Source organism: Pseudomonas wuhanensis, assembly GCF_030687395.1.
In the GTDB taxonomy this organism is placed as follows: Bacteria; Pseudomonadota; Gammaproteobacteria; order Pseudomonadales; family Pseudomonadaceae; genus Aquipseudomonas; species Aquipseudomonas wuhanensis.
This window is the reverse complement of the sequence record NZ_CP117430.1, coordinates 4506519-4518820: the sequence shown is the minus strand read 5'-3', so window position 1 is coordinate 4518820 and position 12302 is coordinate 4506519. Positions and strand designations below refer to the sequence as shown.

Here is a 12302-nt window from a genome sequence, read left to right as displayed (position 1 = left end):
AAACCTCCTGATTCAAATAAGTCTTAAAACTGATAACCGACACCGGCATAGTAACCCCAGCCGTTGGAACGGGCGCGGAAATCACCGTCGCCGAAATTCAACTCACTGCCGTCGTCCCAGTTGCCGCCGTTGTGGAAGTAACGGCCGACCAGGGTGAAACGCAAGTGGGTGAAGGCGTAAAGCAACACGTTGGTGGCCACGGTGGCATTGGCGGTGCGGGCGGGATTGTCCTTGTGCAGATCGGAGCCGAAGTCGAAGTTGGTGAAACCGATGTAGGTCAACGAAGCACCGTTGCTGAAACTGCTGATGGGCACGATGTACTTGAGTTGGGCGCGGTAGCCGTCCCACGAATACTCGTTGCTGGCCCCGTAGTTTTCCCACTGGTAGCGGCCATAGAAGTTGGCCGATAGATTGACCCGCGATTGGGTGTCGATGTCGGTGCCCAAACCGCTGTACAGCGTATTGGCGCGGTTGGCGCTGTTGCTGCCGTGGTCGTAGATCCAGTCGAACGCCACGTACCATTCCTTGAACGGCCCGATGGCCAGGCTGCGGCCGGCCAGGTAGTCGATGGAGATCCGCGGCTCGTGCTCCATGAACACTGGCGAGCCGTGGTCCCAGACACCTTTGTCATGGCTGTTGCCGATGTCGAAGATCTTTGGAATGTCGATGTAGCCGTACAACTCAAACGGTCCCTTGCGGCCGAAGTATTCATATTCCAGGTAGATGTCGTCGGCCGGTTGCGGGCCGAAGCTGATGTCTTTGCTGCCGATGACGGTCAGGTCCTGGTTGAACCAGTCCGACAGGTAGGCGCCTTTTTTCGGTGGGTTGGCTTCAGGGCTGAGGGTTTCGCCCTGGGCGGATTCTTCGGCGGTGGCCGGTTGGGCCAAAACGTGGCTGCTGAGTAGTCCTGTAACGCTGGCCAGCAGCAAGGAAACAGCCAAAGTGCGCGAGCAAGTCACGCGGCTGGAGGTGCAATGCATTAAAAGTCCCTTTTCGTGCGGATCGAAAGCCCGGTGATGCGGGTTTACGAGGTTAGGTGTCGAACAGGCCGGTATCGGCGACTCGCAAACGTTTGCACAAGGCATACCAGTTTTGTTCAATGTTCTGAAAAATAGAGAGAATTGGCAGTTTTGCTGTCCTATTGGTCAAGGATTTCGGGGGGGGAGCAACAGGAGTGAAATTCAGGGCGAAGGGGATCTGGCGGGGGGATATGCACCAAAGTGGTGTCGACTGTCAGATCAATAACCCGATCTGTGGCAAGGACGAGCAAAGGAGCTTCTGGGTTGCTGTAGAATCCTCGGCATTGACTTCACAAGGTGCACCCCCCCGATGAGCGAGCCGATTCGACTGACCCAATACAGCCATGGCGCAGGCTGTGGCTGCAAGATTTCGCCCCAGGTGCTGGAGGTGATTCTGGCCGGCAGCGGTGCGCAAAACCTGGACCCGAAACTCTGGGTCGGCAACGCCTCGCGCGATGACGCGGCGGTGTATGCCATCGACGAAGAACGCGGCGTGGTCTCGACCACCGACTTTTTCATGCCGATCGTCGACGATCCGTTCGACTTCGGCCGCATCGCCGCCACCAACGCCATCAGCGATATCTACGCCATGGGCGGCGACCCGTTGATGGCGATTGCGATCCTCGGCTGGCCGGTCAATGTGCTGGCGCCGGAGATCGCCCGGGAAGTGATTCGCGGCGGGCGTTCGGTCTGCGATGAAGCGGGAATTCCTCTGGCCGGTGGCCACTCCATCGACACGCCAGAGCCGATCTTCGGCCTGGCCGTGACCGGGTTGGTGGAAAAGCGCCACATGAAACGCAACGACACCGCCATCGCCGGGTGCTTGCTGTACCTCACCAAACCTTTGGGCATCGGCATCCTCACCACCGCCGAGAAGAAGGGCAAGTTGCGCAATGCCGACATCGGCCTGGCCCGCGACTGGATGTGCACCCTGAACAAACCCGGCAGTCGTTTCGGCAAACTCGACGGCGTGACCGCAATGACCGACGTCACCGGTTTTGGCCTGATTGGGCACTTGGTGGAAATGGCCGACGGCAGCAACGTGACCGCCCGCATCGAATATGACCGCGTGCCGCGCCTGCCGGGTGTCGAGTATTACCTCGATCAGGGCTGCGTGCCGGGCGGCACGCTGCGCAATTTCGACAGCTACGCCAGCAAGGTCGGCCGGCTCCAGGAGTTGCACAAACGTGTGCTCTGCGACCCGCAGACCAGCGGTGGCCTGCTGATTGCGGTCACCCCTGAAGGCAACGAACAGTTCCTCAAGGTTGCCGCCGAGCTTGGCCTGAACCTTGAGCCGATCGGCGAATTGGTTGAGCGACAGACTAACGCGGTAGAGGTGTTTTGATGTCCATCGACGTCACCGATTACCGCGACATCTTTCTCAACGACCGGCCGATGATGGATACCCGCGCGCCGGTCGAGTTTCTCAAGGGCTCATTCCCCGGCGTGGTCAATCTGCCGCTGATGAATGACCTCGAGCGGCAACGGATCGGCACTTGCTACAAGCAGCAAGGTCAGCAAGCGGCCATCACCCTGGGACATCAATTGGTGGCCGGCGAGATCAAGGCCGAGCGCATCCAGGCCTGGGCCGATTTCGCCCGGGCTCATCCGGATGGTTATTTGTATTGTTTTCGCGGCGGGCTGCGTTCGCAGATCGTTCAGCAGTGGCTCAAGGATGAAGCGGGCATTGACTATCCGCGAGTCGGTGGCGGCTACAAGGCCATGCGCACCTTCTTGCTCGATACGCTCGACCAGGCCATTGCCCAGTGCGATTTCGTTTTGCTGGGCGGCATGACCGGCACCGGCAAGACTGAGGTACTCACACAATTGAACAACGGGCTGGACCTTGAAGGTCACGCCCATCATCGCGGCTCCAGTTTCGGCAAGCGCGCCACCGGCCAACCCTCCAACATCGACTTTGAAAACCGCGTGGCCGTGGATGTACTGAAGAAACGTGCCCGTGGTATCGAACAGTTCGTGCTGGAAGACGAGAGCCGCGCGATCGGCAGTTGCGCCTTGCCGCTGCAGCTGTATCAGGGCATGCAGCAATTTCCGATGGTCTGGCTGGAAGACAGCCTGGAAGGGCGCGTCGAACGGATCCTGCGTGATTACGTGGTGGACTTGTGCGCCGAGTTCATCGACGTGCATGGCGATGAAGGCTTCGCGCTGTTTTCCGAGCGTTTGCTGGCGAGCCTGAACAATGTCCAGAAACGGTTGGGCGGCGAACGTCATCAACGGATGTTGACCTTGATGGAAGACGCGCTGGCAGAACAGGCGAACAGTGGAGCGGTGGATTTGCACCGGGGCTGGATCGAAGGGTTGCTACGCGAGTATTACGACCCGATGTATGCGTTTCAGCGGGAGAAGAAGGGTTCGCGGATTGAGTTTGTCGGGGATCGGGTGGCGGTGCTTGAATACCTGCGGGAACGGGGTAATCAGCGGGGGTGATGTTGTTTTGCTGGCCCCCTCGCGGGCAAGCCCGCTCCCACAAGGGACAGTGTCGATCACAAATCTGTGCTTCACCACAGACCACTGTGGGAGCGGGCTTGCCCGCGAGGGGGCCGTGACAGGCACTGTAAAACTTGAAGCACCACCACGATCACAGCTTACGTCGGACAGGTCTCCTGACCGTTATCCAGCCCTTGTTTGTAGCTGTGGCTCTGCAGGCTGGCCTTGCCGTTGTGCCAGGTCAGCGTGAGCACATACAGCGAGTCGTAGTCGCTGGAGGCCCAATCATCGGTGATGTTCTGTTTCTTGCCGACGGCTTCCCCGGCGACTTTGTTGATCAGCTCGGGCAGGTAGCCGTGGGACCAGGCCGTATAAATGACCGAATTGTGATACTTGTCGTGGAGAAGTTCATCCGCCAGGTCGCTGGTGTCGTTGGCCGAGAAGTCGATGTTCACCGGCAAGCCGAGCTTGATTGCGCTGGGGCTGATGGTCATCAGGGGGCGGATGTAGCTGTAGGAATTATCCAGTTCGCCTTCCTCGACATTGCGCGTCGGGTTGGCGGCAAACACGTAGTTGGCCTTGCCGAATTTTTCCGGCAACAAGGTGGCCAGGTCGATGGCGCGATTCAGTCCCTGACAATTGAGCTGGCCCAGGCCGCCGGCCGGTTTTTCCGCGTGGCGCAGAAATACCAGCGTCTGAGTGCCGTCCGCCGGTTGGGCGCGGCTTTCACTGGACTCAAGCGACAAGAACAACGCGCTGACCGCCAGCAGGGAGGGCAGGAAGATATAGGCGCGATGTTTGAAGCGTTTGGCGAATTTCAATGGATTCATCATCGAGGTGATCTTCAGCGCATTCGGTTAAGGCTGACAAACCTTGACACCGCGAGCTCCCAGCATCGGGTGTATTCCATGTCGTTGACCCGGTCCGTTTCCTACGGGGCAATGCTCAGAGTCCTCTGAAGCCCTTTGGTTCGATCCGAGCGAGGTGCCTGGCACTTTAGCGGCAACCTTGAATGGATTGGGGGAAAGGTTATCGACAGGATGTTGCGGATTTATGGACGCGGCACATACCTTATCCCTCTGTAGATTATGATCTTCACTCCGATTTTCTCGTGGATGCCCCCTTATGACCGATTTGTCTGCATTCCCCATCACTCAAAAATGGCCGGCCCAATACCCGGAGTGGATCCAGCTCTATTCCTTGCCAACGCCCAATGGCGTCAAGGTTTCGATCATGCTTGAGGAAATCGGACTGCCCTACGAACCGCATCGCGTGGGCTTCGACACCAACGATCAGCTGTCCCCTGAATTTCTCTCGCTGAACCCCAACAACAAGATCCCGGCGATTCTCGACCCCCACGGTCCGGGAGATAAACCACTGGCGTTGTTCGAATCCGGGGCGATTCTGATTTACCTCGCCGACAAGAGCGGGCAACTGCTGGCGCAGGAATCGGCGGCGCGTTACGAGACCATTCAGTGGCTGATGTTTCAGATGGGCGGTATCGGGCCAATGTTCGGCCAACTCGGTTTCTTCAACAAATTCGCCGGCAAGGACTACGAAGACAAGCGTCCTCGTGATCGCTACGTCGACGAAAGCAAGCGCTTGCTCCAGGTTCTTGAAGGCCGTCTGCAAGGGCGCGACTGGATCATGGGCGAGCGCTATACCATCGCCGACATCGCGACCTTTCCATGGGTGCGCAACCTGATCGGCTTCTACGAGGCCGGTGACCTGGTCGGTATCCAGAATTTCCCCAACGTCACCCGCGTGCTGGAACGCTTTCTGGCAAGGCCGGCGGTGATTCGCGGGCTGGAAATCCCCAAGCAACCCCTTTGAATCTCTCATCACCAAGGCAGGCAATGAGCTCATTCGATTTCAAGCAAGTAGACGTCTTCAGCCTCGTCGCGCTCAAAGGCAACCCGTTGGCGGTGGTATTGGGCGCAGACAGGCTCAGCGATGAGCGCATGGCGGCGTTCGCGACCTGGACCAACCTCAGCGAAACCACTTTCGTGCTCGAACCCCGGGACCCCCGGGCCGACTATCGAGTTCGCATTTTCACCACTCTTCAGGAGTTGCCGTTCGCCGGTCACCCGACGCTCGGTACCTGTCACGCCTGGCTCGAGGCCGGTGGGGTGCCCAAGGGCGAGGAGATCATTCAGGAATGCGGCGTCGGCCTGGTGCGGGTGCGTCGGCAGGGTGCGGCGCTGGCGTTTCTCGCGCCACCACTGCTCAGGTCCGGTCCGGTGGATGCCGAACTGGTCGAGCGCGTACGGCGGGGCCTCGGGTTGACGCCGGGCGCGATTGTGCGGGCGCAATGGGTCGACAACGGCGCCGGCTGGCTGGCAGTGATGGTCGAGGACCGTCAGCAGGTACTGGACTTGCAGCCGGATCATTCGCAGATGCTTGGCCTCGCTGTTGGTGTCATCGCGCCGTGGTGCCTGGAACGCGATGGCGCCGACGCGCAGTTCGAAGTGCGTGCGTTCATCTCCGGCGACGGCATGCCAGAAGACCCGGCCACCGGCAGCCTGAACGCCGGGATTGCCCAGTGGTTGCTCAGCGAAGGACTGGCGCCGGCGTCTTATATCGTCAGCCAGGGCCTGACCATGGGCCGTGGCGGGCGGATTCAGGTCGAGCAGGTGGGGGATGATATCTGGGTTGGCGGCGCGGTGGTGACGTGTATTACAGGAGTACTGACGATTTAACCTGTGGGGGTGTGTCAGAGGTGGGCGATTGTTGCCGTCGCGGTAACGCAGTCTTGAGTGATCAAGGTTTGTGTCCCGCGCCTTGCAGGGCATAAGCTTCGCCCCCTACAACTTTCGTCTTGTCCGCCGTTTTTCAGGAAGGCCCATGCCCAGTCAGTTCCCCGAAGCACGTCCACGCCGTCTGCGCCGCAATGCGAGCCTGCGCAGCCTGTTCCAGGAAACCGAATTCAGTTTGAACGACCTGGTGCTGCCGATTTTCGTCGAGGAAGAAATCGACGATTTCGTGCCGATCAAGAGCATGCCCGGGGTGATGCGCATTCCCGAGTCGAAGCTGGCTGGCGAGATCGAGCGTTACGCTCGGGCCGGGATCAAGTCGGTGATGACGTTTGGTGTGTCCCATCATCTGGACAGCAATGGCAGCGATACCTGGAACGACAACGGCCTGGTGTCGCGCATGTCGCGCATCGCCAAGGATGCCGTGCCGGAAATGATCGTGATGTCCGACACCTGTTTCTGCGAATACACCGACCACGGCCATTGCGGTGTGCTGCACCACCATGAAGTCGACAACGACCAGACCCTGATCAACCTCGGCAAACAAGCCGTGGCAGCTGCTCGGGCCGGCGCCGATGTGATCGCACCGTCGGCGGCCATGGACGGGCAGGTCCAGGCCATTCGCCGGGCACTCGATGAAGCGGGTTTCAGCCAGACCGCGATCATGGCCTATTCGACCAAATTCGCCTCGGCGCTTTATGGGCCGTTCCGCGAAGCCGGCGGCAGTGCGCTGAAGGGCGACCGCAAAAGCTATCAAATGAACCCGATGAACCGCCGCGAAGCTGTGCGTGAATCGCTGATGGACGAGCAGGAAGGCGCCGACGCGCTGATGGTCAAACCGGCCGGCGCGTACCTGGACATCATCCGCGACATCCGCGAAGCCTCGCGTTTGCCGCTGTCGGCGTATCAGGTGAGTGGCGAGTACGCGATGATCAAATTCGCCGCCCAGGCCGGGGCCATCGATGAAGACCGAGTGGTGCGTGAGAGCCTGGGGGCGATCAAACGGGCCGGGGCGGATTTGATCTTCACCTACTTTGCGATGGACCTGGCCCTGGCCGGGATCTAACTGTTTTGAAAGATCGTTCCCATGCTCCGCGTGGGAACGATCATCCTCGCTAATCTCGGGTTCAGCCGAAGAAAGGCCGAATCCCACGGTCCCGGAAATACCGCTCGATTACCTTCGGATCGGCGCTGTACTCGGCAATCGCCACATACGTATCCGGCCGCAGCAGGTAAAACCCGTTGCGCGCCAGCCCCGCCGTTTCAAACGCTGGCCGCCAGTCGAACACCTGCAACGGCAGGTGATGCTCGGTGCACCAGGCAATCATCTCGTCGCTGGTGTCGCCATACACATGCACCTGCCAGGTCGGGTTTTTCAGCGATTCGAAATTGTCCCCTTCACCGTCGTGGGCCCAGGGCAGCCGATCACCGCCGTGAACCTGGCCTGCAACGCCCTCGCTCAACGGCATGCCGCGATAGTTGAGGGTGGTTTGCGACACCGTGCGAAACATGAACTCCCGGGCCGCTTCAAACGAGATCATTTTCGGGATCAAAAAGGGTGCCATGCGCATACGCACCAAGTCGGCTATTGGCCCATCGGCCGTGACGAAACTGAAGACCCGATCAGTGGTGGCCACCAAGCGCCGGGCAAAGGCGATACGTTCGGTTTCATAACTGTCGAGCAGTTTGGTCGTGGCGCCACCGCTCAATACCGTCGCGAGTTTCCAGGCCAGATTGATCGCATCGCCAATCCCGGTGTTCATGCCTTGGCCACCCGCCGGGCTATGGACATGGGCGGCGTCACCCAACAGAAACGCGCGCCCCGTGCGAAAGTGATCCGCAACCCGGTGATGCACGCGGTAAGTCGAGAACCAGTTCACCTGATCGATCTGTGCCTTTAAATGCTCGATGGCACGGCTGCTGACGTCTTCGAACTGGAGGGTTTCGACACGCTCGGCGCGTTCGTCGCGAACCGTACCGATCAGGCGGGCGCGACCTTCGCCGGCCAAGGGGAATACAGCGAGGAAGTCGGCTTCATCAAGGTCCACATGCAGTTCACCGTTGAATGTGGGGCCGCGAGCCTGCACATCTGCCACGTAGAAAATCTGCTGGTAAGTGCCGCCCGGAAAACCGGTGTCCAGCGTTTTGCGCACAATCGACCGGGCGCCGTCGCAGCCGGCGAGATAACAGGCCTGGCAGGTTTCCTGCTGGCCATCGGGCAAGCGCAGCCGGGCGGTGATGCCGTCGCCGGTTTCCTCGAAACTTTGCAGTTCGGTGTTGCGCTCCACCGTAATACCGAAGGCCTCCAGGCGTTCGATCAGCAGGCGTTCGTGCTCGTCTTGAGGATAGATTTCCAGAAACGCATAGGGCGTCAGACCCTCGCCGATGGTGCTCAGCGGCAGGCGCGCGACCGGTTCGCCCTTGACCCAGAAATTCGCTGCGCACACGCGATGGCCGTTCAGCACCACGGCGTCGCTGAGGTCGAGCTGGCGATACAGTTCAAGGGTTCGTGCCTGAACGGCCAGAGCCCTGGACGTGGTACCGGGGGCCGACGTCTTGTCGATGATGCGCACCTGCACGCCGAGCTTGCTCAGCCAAAGCGCCAGCACCAGGCCGGTGGGCCCTGCACCGATAATCAGAACGTCATTGCGGTTCATCTTGTCCCCCAGAGCAAAGGCAGGCGCCATGGGATCAGGCGGTGAACTTTAATTGAAGGCCAGCGAGGGCGCCGACGCCAGTAACAGGCTTTCGACGCGCCAGCCGGTATGCCCTCAGAAATCGACGGACTTGATGAAATCGATGAAGGCTTTCTGGCGTGAAGTGTGCTGATGCGCGTGGGGCCAGAGTGCGTGGATCTTTGTCGAGTTGGCCGTGTGGTCCAGCAACATCGGTGTCAACAGCCCTTCACGCAACGGCTTGCGAATCGAGATATCGGGCAGGCAGGCGATGCCTAGGCCTTTGAGGGCGAAATCGATTCGGGTGTTGATGTCGTTGCAGATCATTGAAGTCGGCAGGTGCAGCTCACCGCAATCATTGAGTGGCCAGGGTTCGACCTTGCCCGAGTTCGGTGAGCGATAGTGCAGCAACTTGTGCTCGAGCAGTTGCTGAGGGCGGGTCGGCACCCCATGGCGAAGTAGGTAGGCGGGGGAGGCGACGATCAGCCGGCGGAAATCCCCCATGTGGTGCGCGCGCAAATTGCTGTCGGCACCGTCGCCGACGCGAATCGCCGCGTCGAAACCTTCCTGGATGATGTCAACGTTGCGCTCGGCGTAATCGAGTTCCAGCTCGATTTGCGGATAGCGTTCATTGAAGCGCGCCAGGTGATCGAGAAACACGTCACTGATGGGGGCCAGGCTGACTTTGAGTTTACCCTGTGGCAAGTCGGCGGCGCTGCTCAGTTCCGTCTGGATTTCTTCTATCTCATCCAGAATGCGTCGGCTGCGCTCCAGCAGCTTTTCACCTTCGGGGGTCAGGGAAATGCTGCGGGTGCTGCGCTGAAACAGCTGAACGCCCAGGCGCTCCTCCAGCCTTGAAATCCGTTTGCCGATGGCAGAAGCCGAGACGCCCATGGCGCGGCCGGCCGCCACGAAACTGCGCAGTTCGGCGACCTGGACAAACACGGAAAAAGCAGCAACGGATTCGAGCATGAAGGATCCTGGATTGCGGACGTTGACGGCCGTACAGACTGGAACGGTAACCTACTTTTTCCGCAATGCCTATCGCTCTAACCTTCACAGCAGCCGCAATGTGCCCTTTGCGCAGGACCTGCCGGGCAGTAACGAGCGATACGGATATGACGGCACTCAGGATGAGCAACGGCGCTTTTAATAATTTTCAGAACGACAGGAGTCGACATTTTGAAGGCATTTGTGACGGGTGTGACGGGGTACATCGGTGGATCGATGGCCATGGCGCTGATCGACCGGGGGTATGAGGTCTATGGCCTGGTGCGCTCCGCTCATCAAGCATACGAGGTGGGGAAACTGGGGATCATCCCGGTGTTCGGGACGCTCTATGACACTGAGACCATCAAGAAGCAGGTACTGGCGGTGGACCTTATCGTCAACGCAGCCAACTCGGACAATGCCTATGTGGTCTCCACTTTGCTGCAGAGCTTGCGGGGTTCGGGCAAGACGTTGATTCACTACAGTGGCACCAGTGTCATTGGTGATCGCGCGGAGGGGGCAGGTTCCGATCAACAGTGGACCGAGCACACCCAGCCTCGGCCACGGTTGGAGAAAGTCGGTCGGGTGGCGATCGACAATGCCATCAGAATGGCCGGTCAGCAGGGCCTTAGAACGCTGGTGGTATGCCCGACGATGGTGTTTGGCGAAGGGCGAGCGCTGCACAAGGACTCGATTCAGATTCCGCTGCTGACACGACTGGCCCGTGAGCATGGGGTGGGTGTGTATGTCGGCAGTGGTGAAAATCGTACCGCTTTTGTGCACATCGATGACCTGGTCAGCCTGTCGCTTTTGATGCTGGATAAGGCCGAAAGTGGTGCTTACCTGTTCGCCGAGAACGGCGAGGTGTCGATGAAGGAGCTGGCACAGGTCATCAGCGAAAAGCTTGGGTTCGGTGGACGTACTCAGTCGGTACCCATGGAATACATTCTGCGTGAATGCTGTGCACATGACCCGGAAGAAGCCGAGTACGGGCTGGGTTCGAACATTCGGGTCAGTGGCCAGAAGGCCCGTGACTTCGGCTGGGAACCGCAGTATTCGGATGTCATTTCCTGGATTCGGGACAGCCAGAGTCAGGGGTTTTCAAAATGAGCATTGCGATGAATGGAAATATCCAGATGAAAGACGACCGCGTCATGAGTTGGCCGCTGTTCGCGTTGGCGATTGCGGCCTTTGCGATCGGCACCGCCGAGTTCATCATCATGGGCCTGTTGCCTCAGGTATCGGCCGACCTTGGCGTGTCGATCCCGTCTGCCGGTTATCTGGTGTCGGGTTATGCGTTGGGTGTGGTAGTGGGCGGGCCGTTGCTGGCGATGCTCGTCGGCAAAATGGAAGAGAAGCGCGCATTGTTGATCCTGATGGCGATTTTTACGGTGGGCAACATTGCCTGCATGATCGCTCCCGGATTCAATTCGCTGATCGTCGCCCGAGTGTTTACCGCGTTCAGTCATGCATCGTTCATCGGTATGGCGGCGGTTCTGGCGTCGCGTATCGCACCTCCTGGCAAGGAAGGGCGGGCCATGACCCTGATGTTCACCGGTATGACCCTGGCCAACGTGCTGGGTGTTCCGGTCGGGTCGCTGGTGGGGCAAGTCTACGGTTGGCGCACCACGTTTCTGGGTGTGGTCGCGCTGGGCATTATTTCGCTGCTGATGGTCTGGTACCTGGTTCCGGCCAAGGCCAGCGCCAGCAAGAAAAACACACAAACCAATCTGCAAGGCATGAAGCGCCCGATCATCTGGCTGGGCCTGATGACCAGCGTCATGGCGTCGGCGAGCATGTTCGCGTTTTTCACCTACATCGTGCCGATCCTGCAGGATGTGACCCATGTCGAGCCGAAGTTCGCCAGCGTTGCGTTGCTGGTGTGCGGCCTGGGTATCACCGTCGGCGGCCTGCTGGGCGGCAGACTGGCTGACTGGAGCCTGACCCGTTCGCTGGTGCTGACACTGATGGCCCTGATCGCAGCGCTGGTCAGCTTCTACTGGACCAGTCATTTCGTGTATCCGGCGGTTATCAACATGGCGGTGTGGGGTTGCCTGTCGTTCTGCGTGGGGATGTTGCTGCAAGCGCTGATCATTCGTGTGGCCGGCGAATCCGCCAACTATGCGTCCACGCTCAACGTGGGTGCGTTCAATTTGGGCAACGCGATCGGTGCCTGGGTGGGTGGCCGCGTCATCGATGCCGGCATGCCGTTGAACTCCATCACACTGGTTGCTGCGACTATTTCCCTGGTGACGTTGGTCATGGTGCTCGGGATGTTCTTGAGTCGTGATCGCAGCTTGCTGAGTTATCCATCGGCAACTGCCTGAGTCTCGGCCAACGAGGGGCTGCTGTCGGTTCCTCGTTGGCCGCGTGGCTCAAGCCCGGGCTTTACACGCTGTATTGCCGGACGCGCCATG

The 12302-nt window shown here is 59.6% G+C and carries 11 protein-coding genes; 7 read left to right on the top strand and 4 right to left on the bottom strand.

Annotated elements, in window-relative coordinates; translation table 11 throughout:
* Positions 1-23 precede the first annotated feature (23 nt).
* A complete protein-coding gene (locus PSH88_RS20925; RefSeq protein WP_305422389.1) occupies positions 24-980 on the bottom strand; it encodes a nucleoside-specific channel-forming protein Tsx in 957 nt (318 codons plus the stop codon).
* Between the two features lie 349 nt (positions 981-1329).
* Here PSH88_RS20925 and selD point away from each other — a divergent pair, with 349 nt between their 5' ends.
* The gene (selD, locus tag PSH88_RS20920; protein WP_305422387.1) at positions 1330-2364 is read left to right on the top strand and encodes a selenide, water dikinase SelD; all 1035 of its coding nucleotides are present in this window, start codon (positions 1330-1332) and stop codon (positions 2362-2364) included.
* Positions 2364-3467: a tRNA 2-selenouridine(34) synthase MnmH gene (gene mnmH, locus PSH88_RS20915; RefSeq protein ID WP_305422386.1), complete on the top strand. Its 1104-nt coding sequence runs from the start codon at positions 2364-2366 to the stop codon at positions 3465-3467. The genes selD and mnmH overlap by 1 nt, the downstream gene beginning before the upstream one ends.
* A 158-nt stretch (positions 3468-3625) precedes the next feature.
* Here mnmH and PSH88_RS20910 read toward each other — a convergent pair whose 3' ends face one another.
* Positions 3626-4300, bottom strand: coding sequence for a histidine phosphatase family protein (locus PSH88_RS20910; protein ID WP_305422385.1), 675 nt, complete (start codon positions 4298-4300; stop codon positions 3626-3628).
* Between the two features lie 292 nt (positions 4301-4592).
* Here PSH88_RS20910 and PSH88_RS20905 point away from each other — a divergent pair, with 292 nt between their 5' ends.
* From PSH88_RS20905 to hemB, 3 genes are all read left to right on the top strand, one after another.
* The gene (locus PSH88_RS20905; protein WP_305422383.1) at positions 4593-5300 is read left to right on the top strand and encodes a glutathione S-transferase family protein; all 708 of its coding nucleotides are present in this window, start codon (positions 4593-4595) and stop codon (positions 5298-5300) included.
* A gap of 23 nt (positions 5301-5323) precedes the next feature.
* Entirely contained in the window at positions 5324-6166 is an 843-nt protein-coding gene (locus PSH88_RS20900) for a PhzF family phenazine biosynthesis protein (protein ID WP_305422382.1), read from the top strand.
* Positions 6167-6311: 145 nt separating this feature from the next.
* Positions 6312-7286 (top strand): porphobilinogen synthase, encoded by a 975-nt coding sequence (gene hemB / locus PSH88_RS20895; protein WP_305483354.1) that lies wholly within the window; start codon positions 6312-6314, stop codon positions 7284-7286.
* Positions 7287-7347: 61 nt separating this feature from the next.
* Here the strand turns inward: hemB and PSH88_RS20890 are convergent, their stop codons facing one another.
* Positions 7348-8877, bottom strand: coding sequence for an FAD-dependent oxidoreductase (locus PSH88_RS20890; protein ID WP_305422379.1), 1530 nt, complete (start codon positions 8875-8877; stop codon positions 7348-7350).
* A gap of 114 nt (positions 8878-8991) precedes the next feature.
* Positions 8992-9867 (bottom strand): LysR family transcriptional regulator, encoded by an 876-nt coding sequence (locus PSH88_RS20885; RefSeq protein ID WP_305422378.1) that lies wholly within the window; start codon positions 9865-9867, stop codon positions 8992-8994.
* Positions 9868-10077: 210 nt separating this feature from the next.
* Here PSH88_RS20885 and PSH88_RS20880 point away from each other — a divergent pair, with 210 nt between their 5' ends.
* Together PSH88_RS20880 and PSH88_RS20875 are read left to right on the top strand one after the other, a co-directional pair.
* Positions 10078-10995, top strand: a complete 918-nt coding sequence (locus PSH88_RS20880) for an NAD-dependent epimerase/dehydratase family protein (protein ID WP_305422377.1) — start codon at positions 10078-10080, stop codon at positions 10993-10995.
* Between the two features lie 26 nt (positions 10996-11021).
* Positions 11022-12212 carry an MFS transporter gene (locus PSH88_RS20875; protein ID WP_305422376.1) on the top strand — a complete coding sequence of 397 codons (1191 nt, stop codon included), beginning with the start codon at positions 11022-11024 and terminating at the stop codon, positions 12210-12212.
* The last annotated feature ends 90 nt before the right edge of the window (positions 12213-12302 follow it).

Coding starts and splice junctions, on each gene's coding strand:
- PSH88_RS20925 (WP_305422389.1), bottom strand. CDS start 980: ATGCATTGCACCTCCAGCCGCGTGACTTGCTCGCGCACTTTGGCTGTT.
- PSH88_RS20900 (WP_305422382.1), top strand. CDS start 5,324: ATGAGCTCATTCGATTTCAAGCAAGTAGACGTCTTCAGCCTCGTCGCG.
- PSH88_RS20910 (WP_305422385.1), bottom strand. CDS start 4,300: ATGATGAATCCATTGAAATTCGCCAAACGCTTCAAACATCGCGCCTAT.
- hemB (WP_305483354.1), top strand. CDS start 6,312: ATGCCCAGTCAGTTCCCCGAAGCACGTCCACGCCGTCTGCGCCGCAAT.
- PSH88_RS20905 (WP_305422383.1), top strand. CDS start 4,593: ATGACCGATTTGTCTGCATTCCCCATCACTCAAAAATGGCCGGCCCAA.
- selD (WP_305422387.1), top strand. CDS start 1,330: ATGAGCGAGCCGATTCGACTGACCCAATACAGCCATGGCGCAGGCTGT.
- PSH88_RS20890 (WP_305422379.1), bottom strand. CDS start 8,877: ATGAACCGCAATGACGTTCTGATTATCGGTGCAGGGCCCACCGGCCTG.
- PSH88_RS20875 (WP_305422376.1), top strand. CDS start 11,022: ATGAAAGACGACCGCGTCATGAGTTGGCCGCTGTTCGCGTTGGCGATT.
- PSH88_RS20885 (WP_305422378.1), bottom strand. CDS start 9,867: ATGCTCGAATCCGTTGCTGCTTTTTCCGTGTTTGTCCAGGTCGCCGAA.
- mnmH (WP_305422386.1), top strand. CDS start 2,364: ATGTCCATCGACGTCACCGATTACCGCGACATCTTTCTCAACGACCGG.